This is a genomic window from Streptomyces sp. NPDC007162, from assembly GCF_040634175.1.
Taxonomy (GTDB): Bacteria; Actinomycetota; Actinomycetes; order Streptomycetales; family Streptomycetaceae; genus Streptomyces.
Genome location: NZ_JBEYFC010000094.1, coordinates 1 through 23,461, shown reverse-complemented (window position 1 = coordinate 23,461; position 23,461 = coordinate 1). Strand labels below are relative to the sequence as shown.

Annotated in this window: 24 protein-coding genes and 2 pseudogenes; 11 read left to right on the top strand and 15 right to left on the bottom strand. The window is 69.6% G+C overall.

All coding sequences use genetic code 11. The features are described 5' to 3' along the window. The first annotated feature begins 2 nt into the window (after positions 1-2). Positions 3-836: an NlpC/P60 family protein gene (locus ABZ646_RS14335; RefSeq protein ID WP_360517660.1), complete on the top strand. Its 834-nt coding sequence runs from the start codon at positions 3-5 to the stop codon at positions 834-836. A 36-nt stretch (positions 837-872) separates the two neighbouring features. On the opposite strand, the gene ABZ646_RS14330 is transcribed toward ABZ646_RS14335, so the two are convergent. Then, a complete protein-coding gene (locus ABZ646_RS14330) occupies positions 873-1,451 on the bottom strand; it encodes a PadR family transcriptional regulator (RefSeq protein WP_360517657.1) in 579 nt (192 codons plus the stop codon). 55 nt (positions 1,452-1,506) lie between these two features. Between ABZ646_RS14330 and ABZ646_RS14325 the strand changes: the two genes are divergently transcribed. Next, on the top strand, positions 1,507-1,902 hold the full coding sequence (locus tag ABZ646_RS14325; RefSeq protein ID WP_360517654.1) for a nuclear transport factor 2 family protein: 396 nt from the start codon (positions 1,507-1,509) through the stop codon (positions 1,900-1,902). A 40-nt stretch (positions 1,903-1,942) separates the two neighbouring features. Here ABZ646_RS14325 and ABZ646_RS14320 read toward each other — a convergent pair whose 3' ends face one another. From ABZ646_RS14320 to ABZ646_RS14310, 3 genes and pseudogenes are all read right to left on the bottom strand, one after another. Beyond that, the gene (locus ABZ646_RS14320) at positions 1,943-2,806 is read right to left on the bottom strand and encodes a sugar kinase (RefSeq protein ID WP_360517651.1); all 864 of its coding nucleotides are present in this window, start codon (positions 2,804-2,806) and stop codon (positions 1,943-1,945) included. Between the two features lie 13 nt (positions 2,807-2,819). Beyond that, positions 2,820-3,166 (bottom strand): annotated as a pseudogene (locus ABZ646_RS14315) (D-galactonate dehydratase); the annotation flags it as partial. Then, on the bottom strand, positions 3,147-3,725 hold the full coding sequence (locus ABZ646_RS14310) for an FCD domain-containing protein (RefSeq protein WP_360517648.1): 579 nt from the start codon (positions 3,723-3,725) through the stop codon (positions 3,147-3,149). The gene ABZ646_RS14310 and the pseudogene ABZ646_RS14315, both read right to left, overlap by 20 nt. Between ABZ646_RS14310 and ABZ646_RS14305 the strand changes: the two genes are divergently transcribed. Then, positions 3,711-4,229 (top strand): cellulase-like family protein, encoded by a 519-nt coding sequence (locus ABZ646_RS14305; RefSeq protein WP_360517645.1) that lies wholly within the window; start codon positions 3,711-3,713, stop codon positions 4,227-4,229. The genes ABZ646_RS14310 and ABZ646_RS14305 overlap by 15 nt on opposite strands. Before the next feature lie 399 nt (positions 4,230-4,628). On the opposite strand, the gene ABZ646_RS14300 is transcribed toward ABZ646_RS14305, so the two are convergent. Then, the gene (locus ABZ646_RS14300; RefSeq protein WP_360517642.1) at positions 4,629-4,961 is read right to left on the bottom strand and encodes an isocitrate/isopropylmalate family dehydrogenase; all 333 of its coding nucleotides are present in this window, start codon (positions 4,959-4,961) and stop codon (positions 4,629-4,631) included. Positions 4,962-4,998: 37 nt separating this feature from the next. Beyond that, a complete protein-coding gene (locus tag ABZ646_RS14295) occupies positions 4,999-5,691 on the bottom strand; it encodes a helix-turn-helix domain-containing protein (protein WP_360517639.1) in 693 nt (230 codons plus the stop codon). A 217-nt stretch (positions 5,692-5,908) separates the two neighbouring features. Here ABZ646_RS14295 and ABZ646_RS14290 point away from each other — a divergent pair, with 217 nt between their 5' ends. Next, positions 5,909-6,625, top strand: a complete 717-nt coding sequence (locus ABZ646_RS14290) for an ATP-binding protein (RefSeq protein WP_360517636.1) — start codon at positions 5,909-5,911, stop codon at positions 6,623-6,625. On the opposite strand, the gene ABZ646_RS14285 is transcribed toward ABZ646_RS14290, so the two are convergent. The 3 genes from ABZ646_RS14285 to ABZ646_RS14275 all read right to left on the bottom strand — a co-directional run bounded on the left by ABZ646_RS14285 (position 6,574) and on the right by ABZ646_RS14275 (position 9,485). After that, entirely contained in the window at positions 6,574-7,323 is a 750-nt protein-coding gene (locus tag ABZ646_RS14285; protein ID WP_360517633.1) for an SDR family oxidoreductase, read from the bottom strand. The genes ABZ646_RS14290 and ABZ646_RS14285 overlap by 52 nt on opposite strands. A 101-nt stretch (positions 7,324-7,424) precedes the next feature. Continuing rightward, positions 7,425-8,744, bottom strand: a complete 1,320-nt coding sequence (locus ABZ646_RS14280) for an epoxide hydrolase family protein (RefSeq protein ID WP_360517630.1) — start codon at positions 8,742-8,744, stop codon at positions 7,425-7,427. Between the two features lie 297 nt (positions 8,745-9,041). After that, the gene (locus tag ABZ646_RS14275; RefSeq protein ID WP_360517627.1) at positions 9,042-9,485 is read right to left on the bottom strand and encodes a nuclear transport factor 2 family protein; all 444 of its coding nucleotides are present in this window, start codon (positions 9,483-9,485) and stop codon (positions 9,042-9,044) included. 423 nt (positions 9,486-9,908) lie between these two features. Here ABZ646_RS14275 and ABZ646_RS14270 point away from each other — a divergent pair, with 423 nt between their 5' ends. Continuing rightward, positions 9,909-11,087, top strand: coding sequence for an epoxide hydrolase family protein (locus tag ABZ646_RS14270; RefSeq protein ID WP_360517666.1), 1,179 nt, complete (start codon positions 9,909-9,911; stop codon positions 11,085-11,087). 17 nt (positions 11,088-11,104) lie between these two features. Here ABZ646_RS14270 and ABZ646_RS14265 read toward each other — a convergent pair whose 3' ends face one another. Next, entirely contained in the window at positions 11,105-12,010 is a 906-nt protein-coding gene (locus ABZ646_RS14265) for an NADP-dependent oxidoreductase (protein WP_360517624.1), read from the bottom strand. A 206-nt stretch (positions 12,011-12,216) separates the two neighbouring features. Here ABZ646_RS14265 and ABZ646_RS14260 point away from each other — a divergent pair, with 206 nt between their 5' ends. Continuing rightward, positions 12,217-13,077 (top strand): TIGR03620 family F420-dependent LLM class oxidoreductase, encoded by an 861-nt coding sequence (locus ABZ646_RS14260; RefSeq protein WP_360517621.1) that lies wholly within the window; start codon positions 12,217-12,219, stop codon positions 13,075-13,077. A 110-nt stretch (positions 13,078-13,187) separates the two neighbouring features. On the opposite strand, the gene ABZ646_RS14255 is transcribed toward ABZ646_RS14260, so the two are convergent. After that, entirely contained in the window at positions 13,188-13,826 is a 639-nt protein-coding gene (locus ABZ646_RS14255) for a DUF6518 family protein (RefSeq protein WP_360517618.1), read from the bottom strand. A 165-nt stretch (positions 13,827-13,991) separates the two neighbouring features. Between ABZ646_RS14255 and ABZ646_RS14250 the strand changes: the two genes are divergently transcribed. From ABZ646_RS14250 to ABZ646_RS14235, 4 genes are all read left to right on the top strand, one after another. After that, positions 13,992-14,393 carry a MarR family transcriptional regulator gene (locus tag ABZ646_RS14250; protein ID WP_360517663.1) on the top strand — a complete coding sequence of 134 codons (402 nt, stop codon included), beginning with the start codon at positions 13,992-13,994 and terminating at the stop codon, positions 14,391-14,393. Between the two features lie 719 nt (positions 14,394-15,112). Continuing rightward, on the top strand, positions 15,113-15,961 hold the full coding sequence (locus tag ABZ646_RS14245; protein ID WP_360517615.1) for an alpha/beta hydrolase: 849 nt from the start codon (positions 15,113-15,115) through the stop codon (positions 15,959-15,961). Continuing rightward, the gene (locus ABZ646_RS14240) at positions 15,954-16,811 is read left to right on the top strand and encodes an SDR family NAD(P)-dependent oxidoreductase (RefSeq protein WP_360517612.1); all 858 of its coding nucleotides are present in this window, start codon (positions 15,954-15,956) and stop codon (positions 16,809-16,811) included. Before ABZ646_RS14245 ends, ABZ646_RS14240 begins: the two co-directional genes overlap by 8 nt. 49 nt (positions 16,812-16,860) lie before the next feature. Further along, a complete protein-coding gene (locus ABZ646_RS14235) occupies positions 16,861-18,423 on the top strand; it encodes a long-chain fatty acid--CoA ligase (protein WP_360517609.1) in 1,563 nt (520 codons plus the stop codon). A 429-nt stretch (positions 18,424-18,852) separates the two neighbouring features. Here the strand turns inward: ABZ646_RS14235 and ABZ646_RS14230 are convergent, their stop codons facing one another. The 4 genes from ABZ646_RS14230 to ABZ646_RS14215 form a co-directional block, all read right to left on the bottom strand. Next, a complete protein-coding gene (locus tag ABZ646_RS14230; RefSeq protein WP_360517606.1) occupies positions 18,853-19,443 on the bottom strand; it encodes a TetR/AcrR family transcriptional regulator in 591 nt (196 codons plus the stop codon). Positions 19,444-19,755: 312 nt separating this feature from the next. Next, positions 19,756-20,673 (bottom strand): alpha/beta hydrolase, encoded by a 918-nt coding sequence (locus tag ABZ646_RS14225; protein ID WP_360517603.1) that lies wholly within the window; start codon positions 20,671-20,673, stop codon positions 19,756-19,758. A gap of 63 nt (positions 20,674-20,736) precedes the next feature. Further along, complete coding sequence (locus tag ABZ646_RS14220; protein WP_360517600.1) at positions 20,737-21,798, bottom strand: alkene reductase; 1,062 nt, start codon at positions 21,796-21,798, stop codon at positions 20,737-20,739. A 263-nt stretch (positions 21,799-22,061) separates the two neighbouring features. After that, a complete protein-coding gene (locus tag ABZ646_RS14215) occupies positions 22,062-22,853 on the bottom strand; it encodes an SDR family oxidoreductase (RefSeq protein WP_360517597.1) in 792 nt (263 codons plus the stop codon). Between the two features lie 522 nt (positions 22,854-23,375). On the opposite strand from ABZ646_RS14215, the pseudogene ABZ646_RS14210 reads away from it, so the two are divergent. After that, positions 23,376-23,461: pseudogene (locus tag ABZ646_RS14210) on the top strand (TetR/AcrR family transcriptional regulator); the annotation flags it as partial.

Sequence of the window (23,461 nt, the reverse complement as noted above, 5' to 3'; positions counted from 1 at the left end):
GCCTGATGCGGTACGCCTACTACCGGGCGACCGGCAGGGACCTGCTCAACGGCACGGCCGACGACCAGTACCACAGCCCGCAGGCCGCGGCCCGGTTCTCGGCGGCCCAGGGCACGGCTCCCCTGGTCCCCGGTGACCTGATGTTCTGGGGCAGCGGGTACATCCACCATGTCGCCATGTACCTGGGCGCGGGCCAGATGGTGGAGGCGTACGAGTCGGGTACGCACATCCGGGTGACGCCGGTGCGCACCGGCGGCGACTACGCGGGCGCCGTCCGCATCAACCCGTCCGGCACCCCGGTACCGCCGCCGGCCGACGGCGGCTCGACGTTCGAGACCTGGGGCACGGGGGTGCGGACGCACTCCACACCGAGCGTGCGGTCCTCGGTCGTGGACACCTTCGCGGGGCCGAGCCAGGTCTCGGTGCAGTGCCAGGAGCACGCGGAGACGGTGACCGCCGAGGGGTACACCAACGACATCTGGTCCAAGCTGGCAGACGGTTCCTGGCTGACCAACATCTACATCAAGGGCCCGGCGGAGCTGCCCGGCATCCCGGACTGCGGCGGGGACACCCCGCCGCCGCCGAGCGGGGGCAGCACGGCGTTCCAGACCTGGGGCACCGGGGTGCGCACGCACGACGAGCCCAACGTGAACGCCGGTGTCGTCGACTACTTCGCGCAGCCGACGACGGTGAACGTGGTCTGCCAGGAGCACGCGCAGACGGTCACGGCCGACGGTTACACCAACGACGCCTGGTCCAAGCTGACCAACGGCGCGTGGCTGACCAACATCTACATCAAGGGCCCGGCGTGGCTGCCGGGCGTGGCCACCTGCTGACCTGAGCTCGGCGGACGGGGTATCTCGTCCGCCGAGCTATTCACTTTGTTGTCCATAAGCACTCGCCCGTTGCGCCAGCCGTCGCAGCGCCAGGTCCCCCCACTGGAGGTTCTCCCGCTCGAAGGCCATCCCCCGCAGCAGGGTGAGGTAGGGGCCGACGCGTTCCGCCTCGGCGAAGTACGCCTCCTCCGAGCGTCCGGCGAGCAGGCGCTGCCGGATCCGTTCGTAGCGGGCCAGTTTGGTGGTGGCCCATTCCATCCGCTCGGCGACGGCGGCCCGGACCGCCTCCAGGTCGCCGGCGTCCGCGCACTGCACCTTGACCAGCAGCTCGTCGCGGACCGCGGCGGGCCGGGCGGGCGGCTCGGCCGTATAGGCGTAGACCGCCTCGCGGCCGGCCGCGGTCAGCGCGAAGAGCCGTTTGTTGGGCCGGCGTTCCTGCTCGACGACGCGTGCGGTGACCAGCCCCTCCTCCTCCATCCGCTCCAGTTCGCGGTAGAGCTGTTGCGGCGTCGCCGTCCAGAAGTTGGCCACCGTCGCGTCGAACCCCTTCGCGAGGTCGTAACCGGAGGCCTCGCCCTCCAGGAGGGCCGCCATCACCGCGTTCCGCAGAGCCATGAGGAGACGCTAGCATGCGGAGCTAATCAATTTTTTGACTAGGTGAGGTGGACCGATGCACCCCTTCCGCGAGGCCGTCGAGAACGGCGACATGGACGCGGTGGCCGCGTTGCTGGCCGACGACGTCGTCTTCACCAGCCCGGTCGCCTTCAAGCCGTACCCGGGCAAGGCGATCACCGCGGCGATCCTGCGTGCGGTGTCCCAGGTGTTCGAGGACTTCGCCTACGTGCGGGAGATCGCCGACCCCGGCGGCCGTGACCACGCCTTCGTGTTCACGGCGACGGTCGCCGGCCGGAAGCTCCAGGGCTGCGACTTCCTGCACTTCGACGAGGAGGGGAAGATCGACGACTTCACGGTGATGGTGCGTCCGCTGTCGGCCGCCCAGGCGCTGTCCGAGGCGATGGGCGCCAGGTTCGGGCAGATCGCCGAGGAGGCCGCCGCCGGACGGTGACCGGTGCGGGCGGGGCCCGATCGTGATCCGTCTTCGGGGGTCAGCGGAGGGTCGTGCCGTCGGGCTGGTCGAACAGCGCGAGTTCGTCCCGCGTGGGGAGGCCCTCCCAGTCACCCCGGGTGGCGACGGCGAACGCCGCGGTGATGACGGCCCGGTGCAGCCGGGCCTCGACGTCCGCGCCGGTCAGCAGCCCGGACAGGTATCCGGCGACGAAGGCGTCGCCCGCGCCGACCAGATCGACGGCGTCGACCCGGCGGGCCGCGCGGTCGGTCGCCCCGTCCGCGGTGAACGTGGTCGCGCCGCGCGCGCCCCGCTTGACGACCACCTCACCGACCCCTTCGGCCAGAACTCCGCGCACGGCCTCCGCTTCCTTCGCGCCGGGACGTTCCAGGACCAGCGGGAGCTCGTCCTCGGAGGCGACGAGCAGATCGGTCAGTGCCAGCAGCGGCCGGAGCGCCGCACGGGCGCGGTCCGCCGTCCACAGCCGGGAGCGGTGGTTGACGTCGAGGCACACCGTGATGCCGGCGCCGCGGGCGGTGGCGGCGGCCGCCAGGGCGGCCTCGGCTGCCGACCCGCTGAGCGCGGGGGTGATGCCGGTGAGGTGCAGAACGCCGGTTCCCGGGGCCAACGCGGGCAGTACGTCGGCCGGTGACACGGCGGAACCCGCCGACCCGGCCCGGTAGTAGCTGACGCGGGTCAGCGTGCCCAGCCGGGGTCCGGTCAGCAGCAGTCCCGCGGGGCGGCCGGTGCCGTCGGTGACGGCGTGGCCGATGTCGACGCCCTCGGCGCGCAGCGTGCGCAGGACCAGCGCACCGAGTTCGTCGGCGCCGACCCGGCCGGCCCAGCGCACCCGGTGCCAGAGCCGGGCGAGGCCGATGGCGACGTTGGACTCGGCGCCCGCCACGGACAGGCCGAGTCCGGACGCGGTCGCGTACGGGGCCGCCGAGAAGCCGGTGCACGGGGACGCCGTAGGTCTTGCCGGCGATGTCCCACAGGGCCTGGTCGATGCCGGCGGCAGCACTGGACAGGATGGGGCCGCCCCGGTAGAAGCCGCCCTTGGTGAGCACCTGCCAGTGGTCCTCGATGCGCAGCGGATCGCGGCCCACAAGGTGGTCGGCGAGTTCGTGGACGGCGGCACGCACGGTGTCCGCGCGGCCCTCGATCACGGGCTCGTGCCCCAGCCGGTGATTCCCTCGTCGGTGGCGACGCGCAGGAACAGCCAACGAGGAGCCACCAGGAACGTCTCAAGTGCGGTTATCTTCAAGACACTTCCTTCGAAGCAGGTCGGTGCCGGCCGCGTCCTGGTGCGCGCGTACGGCCGCGAGGTCGTCGGACGCCTGCGCCAGGAGGGATTCGACGGCGGCCACGGCGGCGTCCGGATCGCCCGCCTCGACCGCGTCCAGCAGTTCCTGGTGCACGGGGATGGAGTCGGAGAAGTGCCGCGCGCCGTGCACGATCCGGTCGCGCACCCGCAGACCGGCCTCGATGACGACCTCGATGCGGCTGAGCAGTTCGTTGTGCGCGGCGTCCAGCAGGGCGCGGTGGAAGGCCAGGTCCGCCTCGACCATCGCGTCCGCGTCCGCCCCCGCCGCCACCATCGCGTCCAGCGCCTGCCGCAGCGCGTCGAGGTCGGCCGCGGTGCGGCGGGTGGCGGCGAGCCGGGCTCCGGCGGGCTCGACAATCGCGCGGACCTCGGCGAGATCCCCGAGGAAGCTGTCGGTGGGCGCGCTGCTGCCCTGCCAGCGCAGCAGGTCGCTGTCGAGCAGGTTCCAGTCGGCGCGGGGCGTGCTCGGCGCGCTTACGAGGCGGTGGGCCTCGGCCACGGCACCGAGGCGGCGCCCGAGACCGCCACCTGGCCGACCCCCGAACTCGCCGCCACGCTGCGCCCCGGCGCCCCGGCCTTCGCCGACTACCAGCCGGACGAGCCCTGGCGGCTGGCCGCCACCGGCCTCCCGCGCGAGCTCTTCTACGCGCACGACTGGGTCGACCCCGACCGCTGGGACCTGTGGCTCTACGAGAACTATCCGGCGCACCGGCAGTCCATGCGGGAGACGCTGGCCCAGTGGGTCGACGCCGTCGCCGACCTCGCCCGCCGCCGTGACGTCCCCGCCGTCCTCGGTGAGGGCGTCGTCGGATACACCCCGCGCCTGACGCGCTTCGAGGAGGACGCCGTCGGCAAGGACCTCGCGGAGTTCGTCGTCGACCGCTGCCTCGCCGGGGGCTTCCAGGGCGTCGTCCTGACCTCGAACGCGGCGCCGCACCACCCCATGTGGCACACGGACGCGGACTGGATGCGACGGGGCAACGCCCGCGTCACGGCGGGCTGAACGCACCCTCGCGGCGCCCCGGAACCCCTTGGGGGGGGTGATACGGCAGTCCGGTGGCGCGGTGGGCGGAGACGATGATCTCCACGGTTCCGGAGACGGCTGTCTCCTCGGGGTGCGAGCGGCGGCCTCGGTGCGCTCCAGGTGCCGGCTCGGCCGGTCGGCCACGACCGTAGCCCAGGACATGTCCGATCCGGCTGAGCGCGGCGGCGAAGTCGGGACGCCTCCCCCTGGTCGGCCGTTGCGCCCGTGCCGGGGACGTGGACGCAGCGGTGCGCCCGTGGACCGTCTCCGGGGAACTGACGGGCGTCGCCTTTTCCGAGCGACGGAACGCGACGGGGGTGCACGGGCGCGGGACAGGAGGCGTTGGCCGGTGACCGCGCCGGTGACCCTGCCGGACCGTCAGGCGTCGAGGGCGGCGATGAGGGCCTTCGTGACGTCCTCGGTGGTGGCCGTGCCGCCGACGTCGCGGGTGCGGACACCGGCGGCGGTCGTGGCCTCGATGGCCTGGTGCAGGCGGGCCGCCTGCCCGGGCAGGCCGAAGTGCTCCAGCATCAGGGCCGCGCTACCGACCGCGCCGATCGGGTTGGCCAGGCCCAGGCTGCCGGCGAGGGCGCTGCCGAGGTCGGAGAGGGTGTCGGCGTTGAGGTTGGAGGCGACGACCACCGAGAGGTCCTCGGGCTTCAGCACGAATTTCGCGGACATGGCGTCGACCGGCACGCTCTCCGTCTCCACGTCCGGGTGGGGCTGTCCGTCGGTACCGTCCCGTCGGTCACCTGCCGGGGTCCGGCGCCGCCGCTCCCGAGGGACCGGGACGGAGCATGGCCCTGTAGAGGGCGTCATGGTCGGGCGAGGCGGGCAGGGAGCCGCGGGCCGGGGCCTCGAAGGACTGGATCAGCAGGGCGACGACCCGTCGCCAGGCGTCGGGAGCGGCGTCGCCGGTGGCGTTGACGACGCCGGCGTTGGCCATGTGGACCAGCACCAGGTCGGAGGGGTCGAAGTCCGCACGCAGGCGGCCGGTGGCCTTGGCCCGGCCGATGAGCTCCACCATGCCCTCGTACGCCTCGTTGCGGCGGCGCTCCAGCGCCTTGGCGGCGGGGAACGACGTGGTCAGTACGTCGGCGAAGCCGTAGTCGGCGGCCTGCATCGCGCAGACGTCCTCGACGTAACCGACGAAGCCGTGCCACGGGTCGGGGTCGTCGAGGGCCGTGGTGACCGCGTCGGCGTAGGCGTCCATGCGGTCGATGAAGACGGCGTCGACCAGTTCCGCCTTGGTGGGGAACCGCCGGAACATGGTGGCGATCCCCACCCCCGCCTCGCGGGCCACGGACGCCATGGAGGCGTCGAGCCCGTCGCGCGCGAAGACCGTACGCGCCGCGGCGATGATCCGCTCCCGGTTGCGCTCGGCGTCACTGCGCAGAGCCGGGGCGGCGGGGGCGTCGCGATGCTGGTCACCGGAGGTCATACCGGGAGTCTAGCTATCGGATTACCCTATCCGGTTTCGCTGGTGCGGCAGCGCGGCGGTGCGGCGGGCAACCGGCCCGAGACGCTCTCCGACGGGCCGTTCGCAGCACGTCGGAGAGCGCCTCATGACGTGAACCGACCAACGGGAGGCGAAGTCGTGACACTAATACTGCGTTGGGCCGGAAGACAGTGGATCCATTCATACGCCCGGTTCATTCGTGATTGCCTCAGGAAATGCGAGGAAGAGCTCGGCGAGTTCAGCCGAACCGTTGGCGGGCGATATCGTCGAGCAGCTTGTGGGGCGAGAGGCGGATCTCGCCCGGATATCGGGATTCTTCACGCGCAGGGGTTCCGGCCGGTCCTTGCTGCTGTCCGGCGACCCCGGCGTGGGCAAGACGGCCCTGTTGCGGGCCATGGGGAAGTCAGCCACCGCCGACGGCGTTCGGGTGCTGCGGATCGCCGGTGTGCAGTTCGAGGCCGATCTCAGCTACGCCGCTCTGAACCAGGCCGCGGGTCCGGACGCGAAGGCGGCCAACGCGTCGGAGACCGTGATCAGGGTGGCCAGGGCGAGAAGGACCTGCCGCCGGTCGAGCCGACCGGCGGCCATGGTGAGCAGCGGAGCCGCCACGGCTGCCGCCAGCCCCGGCACGACGACGACCAGTCCCGCCGTGCCGGTGTCGACCCGGAGGCTGTGGCCGATGTACGGGAGGAGGCCGACGGGGAGGAACTCGGAGAGGACGAGGACGAACGACACGGCGGCGACGGCTGCCACCGCGGGCCACCCGCCGACCGGGGCGCCTCCCGCCTCTGGTGGTGCGAGCGTGGCCGACGCGGAGTGGATGCCCATGACGTCCTCTTTCACCGGCAAGCTCGGGTTTGTGGGTCAGATCTGGTTGGCGCCGCCGTCGATGAAGATCTCGGTGCCGGTGATGTAGCTGGACTGGTCGGTGGCGAGGAAGAGAGCGAGGCCGGCGACTTCCTCGGGCTGTCCCATACGGCCGAGGGGGACGGTGGTGGCGAGGTGGTCACGGAGCTGAGTGGCCTCTTCCGCGGTCGGGGCGAGATTGTTGAGACCGGGTGTGGTGATGGGGCCCGGGGCGATGGTGTTGACGCGGATGGCGCGGGTGCGCAGTTCGTTGGCCCAGGTACGGGCGAAGGAGCGAACGGCGGCCTTGGACGCGCCGTAGACGCCGAAGGCCTCGTTGCCGACGGTGGCGGCGGTGGAGCCGGTGAGGATGACGGAGGCACCGTCGTTGAGGTGGGGCAAGGCTTTCTGGACGGTGAAGAGGGTGCCCTTGACGTTGGTGCCGAAGGTCGCGTCGAAGTGTTCTTCGGTGACCTGTTCCAGGGTGGCGAACTCACCGCCGCCGGCGTTGGCGAAGAGGACGTCGATACGGTCGCCGGCCGCTTCCACGGTGGCGTACAGGCGCTCCAGGTCAGCGAGGTCGGCACTGTCGGCCTGTACTGCGGTCACGTCGCCGCCGATCATGGCGACGGCCTCGTCCAGGGCCTCCTTGCGACGACCGGTCACGTAGACCCGGGCGCCTTCCTGGGCGAATCGCTGTGCGGTGGCCAGGCCGATCCCGCTGGTGCCGCCCGTGATGACGGCCGTCTTTCCGCTGAGCTGTCCCATCTCGGTACTCCTTGCTCGGGTGGTCCGTGATCCGAACCACCATGGGTCGATGTGCGATCACCGGCGGCGTCACCGCCCGGAAGAAGGCGGGACGCGGCCTTTCACTTGATCAGCCGGGCGAACTTCCGGACTTCCTGGGCGAACAGCAGCGGCTGCTCGAACGCCGCGAAGTGGCCGCCGGCGGGAATCCGGTCGTTGAAATAGACCAGGTCGCTGTACGCGCGCTCGGCCCACACCTTCGGGCTGCGGACCAGTTCGTGCGGGAACACGCTCAGGCCGACCGGCAGGTCGAGGGTGGTCAGACCCGAGGCGCCGTAGTTCTGCCAGTAGAGCCTGGCCGAGGACGCCGCCGTGTCGGTGAGCCAGTACAGGGTGATGTTGTCCAGCATGTCGTCGCGGGTCAGGACACCCTGCGGCCGACCGGTGTTGTCGGTCCAGTCGAGGAACTTCTCGTAGATCCAGGCAGCCTGTCCCGACGGAGAGTCCGCCAGGGCGTAGCCGATGGTCTGCGGACGCGTGGACTGCTCCTGGAAGTAGCCGGAGTACTGGGCGGAGAACGCCTGGATCTCGGCGAGTGCCCTCTGCTCCTCCGCGGAGGGGTTCGCGGAGACCGGCGGGGCGAAGGTGTACTCCGGGAAGTTGAGCTCCACGCCCAGCAGGCCCTTGGGGCGCAGCTTGCCGAGCTGGGTGGTGACGCCGCCGCCCCAGTCGCCGCCCTGGGCGATGTAGCGGGTGTACCCGAGGCGCTCCATGAGCTCGGCCCAGGCGGCCGCGATACGCGCCGTGGTCCAGCCGGTCGAGGTGGGCCGGTCCGAGAGACCGAAGCCCGGCAGGGACGGAATGACCACGTGGAAGGCGTCCTGCGCGGTGCCGCCGTACGCCGTGGGGTCGGTCAGCGGACCGATCGCCTTCAGGAACTCCACGAAGGAGCCGGGCCAGCCATGGGTGAGGATCAGCGGAGTGGCGTCCGCATGCCGGCTGCGCACGTGCAGGAAGTGGATGCCCAGGCCGTCGATACGGGTCCGGTACTGCCCGAGGGCATTGATCCTCCGCTCCAGCCTGCGCCAGTCGTACTGGGTGCTCCAGTACCTCAGCAGGCTGGTGAGCCTGTCGAGTTGGACGCCCTGCGAAGCGTCGGTGACCGTCTCCCGCTCGGGCAGGCGTACCCGGGCCAGCCGCTGCCGCAGGTCCTTCAGGTGTGCCTCCGGTACGTGCAGGCGCAACGGCGTTGTCTCCTCCGTCGCCTGCGGCAGGGAGAGCGGGCCCGGCAGGCCGTCCTCGGCGGAGGCCGGGCCGGTGCCGAGGACGGCCGGTACGGCTGTGGCCAGTCCGGCGACGGTTGCGGTGCGCAGCAGGTTGCGGCGGGAGGGCTGGAAGGCGGCCGTACCGGCCGGTGCTTCCGGGTGGCGCGACGAATGCATGAAGTGGCTCCGGTCTCATATGGCGGGCCACAGGACACAGGCCGGTGACACGCGGAGGGAAAGAGGGGGGCGTCGAGCGGCCGCGGGACGCCGACGGACGGTGAACAGCCCGTCGACTCCGTCAGCCGGCCTGCAGAGCCGCGGTGATGATCAGCGTCGGCAGCAGGCCCGCCAGGTTCTCCTGGCTCGCCCGCAGAGGCCCTCGGCGAACTCCTCGTAGGACGCGGTGCCGAAAGAGGCGTCGCTGACGGGGCAGAACTCCACCTGCTTGACGCACCGGCACGGTCAAGGCGCGGCTCAGTGGGTGAGCGCGGCCTCAAGGTTGTTCAGCACCCCGAGCTGCCCCATGAGGACGGTGCCGGAGGGGTAGCAGTTGAAGGACTCGATCTTGCCCTCGCGCAGTCGGAACACGTCGCAGCACGGCACCTGAATGGTGTTGCCGGTCGCACGGATCGACCCCATGGGGAGGGTCAGTTCACCCCGGTGGGTTCCGTTGAGGGACAGCTCGACGACAACGATGTTGCCGTGCACGTACACGTCGTAGAGCTCGCGGTGCATGTCGGGGAAGGCCTGGGCGTAGTTGCGCACCGGGTCCGCCACCTCGGCGCCGCGGTAGGTGATGCCCACCGACTGGTCGGTGAAGGTTCCGTCCTCGGTGAAGCAGTCGATCCAGCCGGGGAGGTCCTGGTCTTCCGCCACCTGGTAGGCGTTCCGGATGATCTTTTCATTGTCGAACGACATGAGGACTGTGTCCCTTTCGAGGAGTAAGGCAGCGACGAGGCCGCAGGAGGAAGCCCCCGAAGCTTTCGTCACCGTAGCCCGTGTAGATGAAATGTCAACCGAACGAAGAGGTGCGACGCCCACCTCGCTGGCACGGGAGACTACAAACCATCAGCCAACAAGGGCTTTCAGCATGCATTGAGCACTTCCCGATCATACGACGGTCAGCCATCTAGTTGAAACATCATCCGTATGGCTCCTATGCTCTCGCATGCACCGCCCGGATCCAGCGCAGGAGAAGCCTTGCTCGAACCAGCACAGCGCGTCCCGTCCCAGTCATCGCAGCAGGAGGAGTCCCGCCGGGGTTTCCTGCGCTCGGCCGCGGCCGTGGGAGCGGTGTCGGGACTCCCGCTCTCCCGCCGTCCCGTTCCCGGGCCGGCCCGCGTGGCGGAGGTCGCGGGTTTCCGCCTCCCACCGGCCGGACCTGATCCGGAGCGCTTGCGCCTGCACGTGCCGCAGAGCGCTCTCGACGACCTGGACCAGCGCCTGCGCACCGTCCGTTTCCCCGAGCGGGAGACAGTGGACGACGTCTCCCAGGGCGTGCCGCTCGACCGGTTGCGGGACCTGCTCGACCACTGGCGCACGCGGTACGACTGGCGCGCTTTCGAGTCCCGGCTCAACGCGGTCGGGCAGTACCGCACCCGCATCGACGGGCTGGGCATTCACTTCGTGCACGTCAGATCCAGGCACCGTAACGCCCTGCCGGTGATCCTCAACCACGGCTGGCCCGGATCGTTCGTCGAGTTCCTCGACACCATCGGCCCCCTCACCGATCCGACGCGGTACGGCGGAGCCGCGGACGACGCGTTCCACGTGGTCATCCCCTCCATGCCGGGCCACGGGTTCTCCGACCTTCCCGCGCAGTCCGGTTGGGATCCGTCGCGGATCGCCACCGCCTGGGGCACGCTCATGGAACGACTGGGCTACCGCCGCTACATCGCCCAGGGCGGTGACTGGGGCGGGGCCGTCACCACGCAGATGGGCAAGCAACGCCCGTCGGGCCTGATCGGCGTGCACCTCAACCTGCCCGAGTTCATGCTGACCAACACGGCTCTCGGCGACAGCACTCCGGAGGAGCAGACGGCCATCGCCGAGCAGCAGCTCTTCGCCCGGCAGTACGCCGGGTACTTCCAGGAGCAGGCCACCCGCCCCCAGACGGTCGGTTACGGGCTCGTCGACTCGCCTGCGGGTCAGGCGAGTTGGATCTTCGAGAAGTTCATCGACTGGACGGACAGCGACCACCACCCCGAGCACGTTCTCGGCTACGACCGCATGCTGGACGACATCACCCTGTACTGGCTCACGGGAACCGGCGCGTCCTCCGCGCGGCTCTACTGGGAGTTCTACCGGGACAACCATGAACTGACGCGACTGGACCTCCCGGTGGGAGTCAGTGTCTTCCCCCGCGAACTGGTGCGCACGCCGAGAGCATGGGCCGAGAAGGCCTATGACAACCTCGTCTACTTCAACGACGACATCGCGGCCGGCGGGCACTTCGCGGCGTTCGAGCAGCCCGGTGTCTTCGTGGAAGAACTGCGCGCCTACGCCCGCCACGTGAGATGACCGCTCGACCGCTGCGCCTACGCGGTGGTGAGGATGACGCGCCGATGCTCACTGCCGCTTTCCAGCCGGCGATGGGCCTCGGCGGCGTCTCGCATCGGCAGGGTCGTGTGCGCTCGCAGCCGTAGCCGCCCCGCGGCGAGCAGAGCCATCGCCTCGTCGAGGGCACCGGGCGCCCGGTCCACCGACGGCTGCGACAACGTCACCCCGAAGTCCGCGGCGGCCGGATCGGAGAGCGTGATCACCCGCTCGGGGCCGCCGGCCGACGCGATCGCGTCGGCCAGGACGCCCTTGCCCGCCGCGTCGAACACGGCCTGCACGCCGCCCAGTTTCCGCACCGCCTCGACGACGCCGGGACCGTAACGCACGGGCGTTGCACCGAGTTCCCGGACGAGGGCGTCGTCGTGTTCACCGACCGCGCTGATCACTTTCACTCCGCGGGCAACGGCCAGCTGCGTGGCGATGACGCCGACGGAGCCTCCGCCCCCGAACAGCAGCAGCGTCTCCCCCGGCCGGACGGCCAGCCGGCGCAGCACTCCCACCGCAGCCTCGGCGGAGCTGGGCAGCGCGGCCGCGTCAGCCCAGGAGACGGATGCGGCCTTACGCGTCCACATGGAGGCGAGCGCGTACTGCGCATACCCTCCCAGCTGGAACATCAGAGCCGCGACCTCGTCACCGGCCCGGACGCCCTCGACTCCCGCACCCACGGCATCGACGGTGCCTGCCACCTCGAAGCCCAGCACGGCAGGCGACGGCAGGGGGAAGGCCTTCAGACGGCCGGAACGGATGGCCAGATCCGTCGGCCCGACCCCCGCGGCCTCCACCTTGATCCTGATCTGCCCTCCGGACGGTTCCGGCAGCGGGACCTCAGCCCATCGCAGAACGTCGGGCGAGCCGGCCTCCGACATCACCACAGCACTTGGCACTGCATTACCTCCGTACACGCTTAACGGGTTTCACGCACTTTACGCTATCTAATTGACATGTCATCCACGTGACGAAGGCCTCCCCTTGCGCATGAAGGGTTCGACAGCTCGTCCACACCGTGCGGACGCCGCTTTTTAGTTGTTACATCATCCAGCTGGCGGCTAGGGTGACCGGACCGTTGTGGTAGGTGGAAGAGGAGCTCGCGATGTACATCGGCAAGACCGGAATCTGGAGCCCGGAACTGCGTCTGCACCACGACCCTGTGGAGATCCACGAGGCTGCGGCCGAGCTGGACCAGCACGGCTGGGGCGCTCTGTGGATCCCCGGCCTCGGCGGCGGCGACATCCTGGGCGACGCGGAACGGCTGCTGCGGGCAACAGGGAACACCACCGTCGCGACCGGAGTGCTCAGCATCTGGCGCCACCCGGCCGCCGAGATGGCCGAGGGCCACGCGCGGCTCCGCCAGGAGTACGGCCATCGACTCCTCCTCGGCCTCGGTGTCAGCGACGCCGCCGCCGCGCAGCACGCCGGCGGAACCCACCGCCCCCTCGCGGCGCTCGACAGCTACCTCGACGCTCTCGATCAGGCGAGGGAACCCGTTCCGGTCGATGAGCGCGTGGTCGCCGCCATGGGGCCCAAGCTCACCGAACTGGCGGGGCGGCGCAGCGCGGGAACCCATCCCTTCCTGGTCAGCCCGGAGTTCATCGCCGGCGCCCGAGCCGTCCTGGGTTCCGGCCCCGCGCTCGCCCCCTACCAGGCGGTCGTGGTCGATGCCGACCCCGAGCGCGCCCGGGAGGCGGCTCGCGGTTTCCTCTCCCCCTTCATCCGCATGGGGCACTACGCCAAGAGCCTGCTCCGGCAGGGCTTCAGCGAGGACGACCTGTCCGACGGCGGCAGCAACCGTCTCATCGACGCCGTCGTGGCCTGGGGGGACGTCGACACCATCGGCGAACGGATCAGGGCCCATCACGACGCCGGCGCCACCCATGTGGCCCTGCACGCCATCGGCAGAGGCCACGGACTTCCCCTTGCCGAATGGCGACAGCTCGCACCCCTGGCGCACTGACCCGGACTCCGAACAGGGCGGGCGTACGGCCGCGGTGACTCTCCTCGCGGCCCGGCCGTCAACCACCGGCTACGACGAACACATCGGATCCGGTGCGGAGTCGAACCGACTCACACCGATCCGAGCAGGCCGTCGAGGATGCCCTTTTCCGCGAGACAGAACGCGAGACCGCCCACGGGGGCGAGCACGGCGCACAGCCAGTAGCGGCGCACCCCGGCGCGGGCCAGACAGGCGGTCAGGGAAGCGGTGAGCAGCGCGCCGACGACCAGGAAGACGACCGCCTCTCCCCGGTAGTGGAGCGCCAGACCCAGCCAGAGCGCCTCCCCCAGTACCACCATCGCTATCACCGCGCCGGCCACCGCCCGGACGACATCTCCCTGTCCGCGCCGCACCGTCCACCCGGCCCAGCCCAGCAGCGGCCCTCCCGTCAGTCCCGCCGCCGACCAGACAGCGGCGGTTCCGAGAGCGCCGGTCCCGAACGTGTCGCCGAGCGTGGACGCCGCGTAGTAGCCACCGCAGGTGGCGAGCATCATCAGCGCCCCGCCCCAGACGGCGAGCCGCCGGACACGGATCAGCGCTCCGGCCACGGCCGTCCAGATGATCCAGGTGGACACCGAGTTGGTCGCCCGCTCCAACCAGGGGGTCCCGTGCAGGCGGTAGGTCGCCCAGCCGAGCAGCAGGCCGAAGGCGGCGGTCGCGGCGAGGACGGTGGCGGGCGCGTCGCGACGGGATACGGGTGCGGTGACCATGAGGGAACTATACACAGGGTGTATACACGTCATGTATAGCCGTCCGGGAGATCACGACGGCCGGAGGTGACTGAAGTGTCAACTTTCTCATATGGTGGACTCATGACGGAATCACCCCGATGGCTGACCCCGGTCGAGGAACGGGCATGGCGAGGTCTGCTGCGCATGCACGACCTGCTGGTCAGCCAGGCCGGTCGGTCGATGCAGAGCCAGTTCGGCCTGTCCGCGACCGATTACAAGGTGCTGGCAGAGCTGACCCGTGCCGCCGACGACCGGTTGCGGGTACTGGAGCTCGCGAAGGTGCTGGGCTGGGAGAAGAGCAGGGTTTCTCACCACATCGCACGGATGACCAAGCGAGATCTCGTCGACCGGGAAGAGTGCGTCGACGACGGCCGAGGGGCCTATGTCAGGGTCACTCCGACAGGTCGGGCCGCCTTGGAGACGGCAGCGCCCCAGCACGTCGCAGATGTGCGGCGCCTGTTCCTGGACCACATGACCCCGGGCCAGACCGCCCTGCTGGCAGAGATCGCCGACACGATCGTCGAGAAGCTCGAAGCGCAGCAGTGACCCGCAGGTGTGTGAACACCGGCGCGAAGCCGGTGCTCACACACCCGTTCCCCGACTCCCCTTCGAGTACCGTCGGCCCCCGTCGCTTCGGTGAGGCCGGCCCTGCAGAGCAGGTCGGGCAGCGAGGAGACCAACCGGTGTCGCCGCGCCGCACGACCAAGTGTCGGCACCCCCATGCTGCCGCCCCTTTCGTGGCGCGTCATCGGTAATTTGACTGACGACTGCCGTCGGCTTCAGCCCGCCGTCCGGACGCACCGCAGATGCCGGGCCACCGTCCTGCTGCGGGGCACTTCAGAGAACAGGCTTTGCGTCGGCAAGGATCGCGGACATCGAGAACAGCACGTTCGCACACGCGCCGTACGGGCACCTCCAGGCGAATGCCGCCTGGCTCACCCTCGCCGCCGCCCTGGCCCACAACCTCACCCGCGCCACCGACCGCAGGACGCGCTCCGCCCAACCCGCCCGAAGGGGCCCGAGGCGTGTGGACATGTGGAAGAGCCGGGCAGACCGGCGGACACCGGCTACCCGAACCGCAGATCAACCGCAAGACCACTCGAACGACCCCGGAACGATCGCTCCTGAATCAAGCCGGTGGATCCGTGGGTGCAGGGCCCTTGCCGCCGCCCCATTCCGACGTGTATCTATTACGATCGTAAGAAGAACGATCGTAATGTAACTGCGCGGAGCCGCGGTCCTCGCGCCGTATCCGGGGAGGCCAGATGAAGACGACAAAGAGCATGAAGTGGATCGACGCACCTACGCGCACGATCGATGTCGGCGGGGTGCCGTTCGCCTACCGCGAGCTCGGTCCGGTCGGTGGTGTTCCGGTGGTGTTCCTGCACCACCTGATGGCTGTCCTTGATGACTGGGACCCGAGGATCATCGACGGCATCGCTGCCCGCCACCGGGTGATCACGTTCGACAACCGCGGGGTCGGCGGGTCCGGAGGATCCGTGCCGCCCGACGTCGAGGAGATGGGCCGCGACGCCGTCGCCTTCATCCGTGCGATGGGACTCGAGGAGGTCGACCTCTTCGGGTTCTCGCTCGGCGGTGGAGTCGCACAGATGGTGGCCCTGCAGGCACCCGAGCTCGTGCGCCGGATCATCCTGGCCGGGACCGGTCCCCGCGGAGGCGGCGGCATCAAGGAGATCAACAAGGTTGCGGTCAAGGCGTACGTCAAGTCCGCGCTCACCCTGAAGGACGCCAGGACATTCCTGTTCTTCCCGCGCGACGCCGAGGGCAAGCGGGCCGCGAAGGACTACCTCGCCCGGCTCAAGGAACGCACCCGGAATCGCGACGAGAAAATCTCCCTGCAGGCTCGACGCGCGCAGCTGAAGGCCATCCGCGCGGCCGGACTGCACGCACCCGACGACCTCTCGGTGATCACCCAGCCGGTCTTCGTCGCCAACGGTGATCACGACCTCATGGTGGCCAGCAGCAACTCGGCCGACATGGCTCGCCGGATCCCGAACGCCCGGCTGAAGATCTATCCGAACGCCGGGCACGGCGGCGTCTTCCAGTACCACCGGGAGTTCGTCCCCGAGGTTCTGGAGTTCCTCAATGGCTGAGAGATCCGACCGGTCGATCGCCGGAAAGGTCGCCCTCGTCACTGGCGGCGGCCGGGGCCTGGGCGCGGCGACCGCGCGATCCCTGACCGCCGCCGGCGCCCGGGTCTTCGTGGTCGATCTGCACCGTCCGGCCGCGGGCGAGGCGATCGACGAGCGGGTCACCTACCTGGTCGGTGATGTGGCCGACCTCGGCGACATGACCCGAGCGGTCGAGACCGTCGTCAGGGACGCCGGCCGCCTGGACATCGTGATCGCGAACGCAGGTGTGGTTGCGCGGGGCGTGACCCTCCGGGCGTCATCGCCTCCGGTGGTCGACCGACTCTTCGACGTGAATGTCGGGGGTGTGCTCAACACGGTCCGTGCTGCCCTTGCGGGCCTCATCGAGAACCGCGGCCGGCTCGTCCTGGTCTCGTCGGTGTTCGCCTTCGTCAACGGGGCCGGCACGATCCCGTACGCGATGAGCAAGGCAGCGGTCGAGCAGCTTGGCCGTGGACTGAGGGTCGAGCTCGCCGCCCATGACGTCAGCGTCACGACCGCGTACTTCGCGATGATCAACACGGACATGATCCGGCAGAGCGTCGACGAGGATCCAGCAGCCCAGGCGCTGCTCGACACCCAACCGAGGTTCCTGCGCAAGCGCATCGGCCCCGAGCAAGCGGCGCAAGCCATCGTCGAGGGCCTGTGCCGCCGCGATGTGCGGGTCTTCCGGCCGCGCAGATGGACAGTGGTATCGAGGATCCGCGGCATCATCGCACCCGCCCTGGACTCCGGCCTGGCGCGGGATCGCACCGTCCAGAGCATCCTCGGACGCCTCGACGGGCGTGAGGGCGACGACTTTCTCACCACCTGATGTCAGCAACAACGCGGTGCCCCGACTATGCACGGACCAGGAGCCATTGATGACGAGTCCGACCCGGAACGTGTCCGGTCTGCTGACCCGCACCGCGTCGGAACACCCGGCGCGCACGGCGATCGTCTTCGGTGGCGATCGGATCTCCTACGCGGAACTCGACGCGGCTTCGAACCGGGTGGCGAACCTGCTGACCGAGCGCGGCATCCGCCCTGGCGAGAAGGTCGCCCTGTCCTGCGCGAACATCCCGCAGTTCACGACGATCTACTTCGGGATCCTCAAGGCCGGCGCGGTCGTCGTGCCGTTGAACGTACTCCTCAAGGCGCGGGAGGTCGCCTACCACCTCAACGACTCGGACGCGACGGCGTACTTCGCCTTCGAAGGCAGTCCAGAACTCCCGATCGGGCGCGAGGCATGGTCGGCCTTTCAGGCCGCCGACCGGGCCGCGCACTTCTTCCTCATCGGCAGCGGCGCGTCTGTGGACGGCGTCACCCCGGACCAGATCTTTGCCGCCGCTGTCGCCGGGCAGCCAGAGACCTTCGAGACGGTCGAGCGTGCCGACGACGACACCGCGGTCATCCTCTACACATCCGGTACCACCGGGCAGCCCAAGGGCGCAGAACTCAGACACCGGAACGTGTACGACATCGCCCGAGCCGGTGTCCGGCTCTTCGAGTCGGACCCCGCGACACCCGACGTCTACCTGTGCGTCCTTCCGCTCTTCCATGCCTTCGGCCAGATGGTCGTCCAGAACGGCGCCATCGGGTTCGGCGGCACACTCGTCCTGCAGGCAAGGTTCTCCGCCCATGAGGCGCTGGAGCTCATGCTCGACCATGCCGTGACGTTCTTCGGCGGCGTACCGACCATGTACTGGGGCCTGCTCGAGGCACTCGACGACAGCGTCGACGTCGCCCGACTGGCCGCCAACCTGCGCATCGCCGTGTCCGGTGGTTCCGCGCTTCCCGCGAAGATCCACCAGGAGTTCAAGAAACGCTTCGGTGTGACGATCCTCGAGGGCTACGGGCTCTCGGAGACGGTGGCCATCGCGTCATTCGCCACGTACGGCGAGGAGCCCCGAGTCGGATCGATCGGCCGGCCCATCGCCGGGGTCCAGATGAAGCTCATCAACGACGACTGGTCGGATGTGGAGGACGACCCCGGCGCGGTCGGGGAGATCGCGATCAAGGGCTACAACATCATGAAGGGCTACTACAAGCGCCCCGAGGCCACCTCGGAGGCCATCAACCAAGGATGGTTCCGCACCGGAGATCTGGCTCGCAAGGACGCGGAAGGCTTCTACTTCGTCGTCGACCGGTCCAAGGACATGATCATTCGCGGCGGGTTCAACGTCTACCCGCGCGAGCTCGAGGAGGTGCTCATGGAGCACCCCGCGGTCTCTCTGGCCGCCGTCATCGGAGTTCCGCACCCAAGTCACGGGGAAGAGATCAAGGCCGTCGTCGTCAAGAAGGCCGACGACAGTACGACTGAGGCCGAGCTGACAGCCTGGGGAAAAGAGCAATTCGCCGGCTACAAATACCCGCGCATCGTCGAGTTCGTCGACGCCCTGCCCATGACCGCCACCGGGAAGATCCTCAAGCGCGAACTGTCCTAGTGGACTCGCTCCGACTCCAGCATCGCAGAAGCAGTGCGCCGCCGCCCCCTCCTGCCGTTGGAGGCGGCGCTCGCGCGAGGGGTGGTGGCGGTGGACATGAACGACGACCACCTCGCCGCCCGGCACCTCGACGTGCACGGCAACCCCATCGGCGAACCACAGCGGGCGGCGTTCGGGCGGCGCCCTGTTCGAGCGCGTCGCCGCCGAGGCAGAACCGGGAGCCGCGCCGGGACGTCAGGTGCTCTACGCACGCCGCAGCGCCTCGGACCGCGACGGGCCTCCCACAGCCACTTCTCATCTCTTCTGCGGGACGCGGGGATGACGGGGACCACGACATGCTCGCTCACGCGGCCATCTGGGTGAACCCGGTACGGCGGGTGTCCCAAGCCAAGGGACGGGAGCCACAGCGGGGGCTGGGGATGTGGTGCGTCAGACGCGCTGCCCGGCGTCCAGCAGGGCCAGGGCGTTGTCGATCCCCTGATCGAGGAGTTCATCGGCCAGTTGGCTGTCGGTCAAGGCGCGGGCAAGCTGGAGGGTCCCGGCCATCAGGCCGAGGAGGCTGAGCGCCTTCACCCGTGCGGAGGACGGGGCCTCGGGCGCCATGCGGGCGGCAATGCCCTCTATGAGGACCAGCACGCCGTCGGTGTACGCCTGCCTGGTCGTGTCGGTGCAGCGCCCGAGTTCGTCGAGCAGAGCGGCGTTGGGGCAGCCGTCGCCGCGGCTGTCGCGATGCCAGGGCGACAGGTACCCGCGCACAATCTGCTCGATTCCGGCACGGCCCGGCGCGGCCAGCGCGACGACGCTCTCGGCCTGCGCCTTCAACTGGTCGGCGATTGCCGTGGCGACGAGGTCGTCCTTGGATTCGAAGTGTGCGTAGAAGGCCCCGTTGGTCAGCCCCGCGTCCTTCATGAGCGTCGAGACCCCGGAGCCGTCGATACCGTCTTGCTTGAACCGGCGGCCCGCAGTCTCGATGATCCGCCGCCTCGTCTCCTCCTTGTGCTCCTTTGCGTACCGCACCACAGCACATGCTCCTTCGCCGGCCGGAAGAGCCGGTTGCCCTTCTCCGACTCGCCATTCTATGGTATTGCGGACGTACTCCAAAGAGTTGGCGGCAGCGCCGGCCGGCAGGAGGACGACGGGCAAGCGTCGGGCTTTCATCAACGAGGGCAACCACGGACCCAGCATCTGGACTCGCCACCCAGCCGTGGCCGACACTGCTCCTCAACCGGGCGGACACGGACACCACCACCCACGCCAGACACATCGAAGACGACCTCGCCGACGTCATCACCGTCGGCACCGTGGCCCGTTGTGACTGCCGAGCCGGTTCGGTCAGATGTTCGCCTTCTCGCGGACCCATGCGCCTATCTGTGCGATGGCGGCGTCGGCCTCCGGAACGCGGCCGGCGCCGTAGACGTACGAGTGCTGGCCTCCCGGGACGACCACGGTGGTCGTGTCGATTCCGGCGTCCTTGACGCGGGCGGCGAACTCCTCGTCCTCGCCGGCCAGGACCTCGTACGTGCCCCAGGAGACGAGGGTCGGGGGCAGACCGCTCAGATCCGCCCGGTTCAGGTTGATCCGGGTGTCGGTGAACTCGATGCCGGTGCCGCCGACCCAGGCATCCCGGAAGAAGGCCAGCAGATCCTTGCTGAGTATCTTGTCCGTCCCGGCGTTGGTCTCCATGGTCTCGTTGGCGATCTCGAGGTCGCACCAGGGAGAGATCGACACGGTGGCGCCGGGCAGGGGCAGCTTCTTGTCGCGGAGGCGAAGGGCCAGGGCGACGGCGATGAACCCGCCGATCGAGTGGCCGATCGTGATGATGTTTCCCGGCGCATACCCTTCGGACAGCAGCCAGTTGAAAGCCGTCTCGGCGTCGTCCACCTGAGCCGGGTACTTGTGTTCGGGTGCCCGCCGGAAGTCCATGACCAGTACGGGGGCCCCGGCGGCCTTGGCGATGTGGCCTGCGAGCTTCCGGTCGACGACCGCCGACGAAAATACGGAACCCCCGGCGTGACCGTGCAGGAGGACGTAGTCGGTGTTGGCGTCGACGGGTTCGCACCAGATACCCGGCACGCCACCCGCGTCCACCTCCCGGTAGGTGACGCCTTCCGGCTCCCGCGCCATGAGATGGGAGCTTTCCACCCGGGTGCGAAGCGCGTCCAGTTCGGACTCGGGAAGTACCATCGCGGCGAAGAATTCCGCGAACGCGGTTGCTTCCGGGCTCAGTTCAACTGCAGCGTGATCAGACACGTGGCACCTCCATGGGGCCATCTGGACGTACCGGCCCGCCAGGACCGCTATCGCCGTGGTTTGTCAGGCAGTGAGGGTGGGGTAGTCGGTGTAGCCGGCCGCGTCGCCGCCGTAGAAGGTGGCGGGATCGGGGGTGTTCAGCGGCGCGCCGGCGCGTACGCGCTCGACGAGGTCGGGGTTGGCGAGCGCCATGGTGCCGACGGTGACGATGTCGGCGACGCCGTCTTCGACGTCCTTGGCGCGGGTGGCGATGTCGGTGCCGGCCCGGTTGAGGACCAGGGTGTTCGGCCACAGCTTGCGGAGGGTGTGCAGGGGTTCGTCGTCGCCGCCGTGGACGATGTGCAGGTAGGCGAGGTCGAGCGGGGCGAGGGCGCGCACGAGTGCCGGGTACAGCTCGTGGGTGTCGCTCTCCGCGATGTCGTTGAAGGGGTTGCCGGGGGAGATCCGGATGCCGGTGCGGCCGGCGCCGATCTCGTCGGCCACGGCGGTGGCGACCTCGACGGCGAAGCGGATGCGGTTGTCGACGGAGCCGCCGTACTGGTCGGTGCGCTGGTTGGTGTTGGTCGCCAGGAACTGGTGCACGAGGTAGCCGTTGGCGCCGTGGATCTCGACGCCGTCGGCGCCCGCCGCGATGGCGGCCGCGGCGGCGCGCCGGAAGTCGTCGACCGTTCCGGCGACCTCCTCGGTGGACAGTTCACGCGGGACCGGCATCTCCTGGAGCCCGGACGCGGTGAACATCTCGCCCGACGGCCGCACCGGGGAGGGGGCGACCGGCTGCCGGTGGTGGGGGGTGTTGTCGGGGTGGGAGATCCGTCCGGCGTGCATGAGCTGGATGACGATGCGTCCGTCGGCCTTGTGCACGGCGTCGGTGACCTTGCGCCAGCCGGCCATGTGCTCCTCGGTGTAGATGCCCGGGGTCACGGGGTAGCCCTGGCCGTCGGCGGAGGGCTGGGTGCCCTCGGTGATGATGAGGGCGTGCGAGGCGCGCTGGGCGTAGTACTCGGCGTTCAGGTCGGTCGGCACACCCTCCGGTGTGGACCGGTTCCGCGTCAGGGGGGCCATTGCCAGCCGGTGCGGCAGGGAGATCTCCCCGGCGACGATCGGGTTCCACAGGGCGTTCAACATGGATGTTTCCTCAAATGAAAGGGTGAGAGAGAACTGCGGGTGGTGGGCTGCCGCGAGCAGCGCCTACCCGGCAACCAGCCGGATGGGTTCGGTGACCTTCCACCGTGGGCGGCAGACCGCGTGGCGGGTCGGTCAGCGCGCGGACGGGGTTGCCGCACATATGACCGCCACCATGGCGGTGTTGAGCCCCGGCTGTTCGTACAGGGCGAGGACGCCGAGCGCGTTGTCACAGAGGGACTCACGTACCGGAATGGGAGCGGTGGTCAGCCGCGGTAGCGGTCGGCCGGGACCCGCCGCGACAGGTTCGGGATGAGCGCCTGACGAGCCTTCTCGAACGACTCCCAGTCGCTGATATCCGGCAGCGACAGAATGCTGACGGGCTCCCCGGCGTCGAGGCCGGCGAACGCCGCGTCGACGGCGTCGTCCACGGTCATGACGATCTCGTCGGGGAACGTCTCGAGGTCGACACCGGAGCCGTCCCAGATATCCGTGCGGACAGCGCCCGGCAGCACGGCCTGCACCCTGACGGGGCTCTCGGCGAGTTCCTGCTGCAGGGCCTGGGTGAACGTCAGCACGTAGCTCTTGGTGCCGCTGTAGACGGCGCTGACGGGCAGGATGTTGAGAGCCATGGCAGAGGAGATGTTCACGACCGTGCCACGCCCGCGGGCCGTCAGCCCCGGCAGGACCGCGATGGTCAGCCTGGTCAGCGAGGTCACGTTGAGGTTGATCAACGCCTCGTAGGCCGCCGCGTCGGAGCCTGTCAGCGGCGTGAGCAGCGCAGCGCCGGCATTGTTGACCAGCACCTCGATGCTCTCGTCGGACCGCAGACGCTCCTCGACCACGGAGATCTGTGCCACGTCGGTGAGGTCGGCGGCGATGATGTCCACCGCGCGGCCCGTGCGGCCGCGGATGTCCGACGCCAGTGCCTCCAGCCGCGCGGTGTTCCGCGCCACCAGGATCAGGTCGTGGCCCCGGTCGGCAAGCCGCTGCGCGTAGGCGGCACCCAGGCCGGCGGACGCGCCGGTGACGACGGCGGTCTTGTTCTGCGTGGTCATGGGGGTGGATCTCATTTCTGGTGGCGGATGAGTAGGGGGCCAATGCGTCGAACCCGCTTTAGATTACGATAGGTATCTAAAGGCGTCCAGTCAACGGTCTCCCGATGCGGCCACCCACGCCCGCGGCCGGAGACGCACGACGTACATGCAGGCACCAGGGCCGGCCGCCGACCAGGTTCGGATGGACGACCTTTCTGGCGCATGGTCATCCTGGACGCGTTTTCATGTACTGCCGCCGACGCGGGCACGGCGAACGAAACCCCCGCGGAGGCCCGCACCCCGCACACACTCCCGGTGCAACGCGAGCCGCCTCCAGGCGGCGTCACCCCCCGACCGCTCGACGAAGGCATCGCACGATCGGAAGCCGCTTCCGGTCCGGGTGCGGGCCCACGAGCTCCTCGCCTTGTGGCGGCGAGAAAGAGCCGTACAGAAAGAGTCCACGTACGGAAAGCGGAGGCGACGGCCGGTCGGCACTTCACGTACGATAGATGTACTTCAGTATCTAACGTCGGCAGGTGAGCGATGAGTCGCGTTTCGCAAGCACAAGCGATGGAGAACCGCAGGCGCGCGGTCGCCGCGGCCTCCCAGCTCTTCCGGGAGCGCGGCGT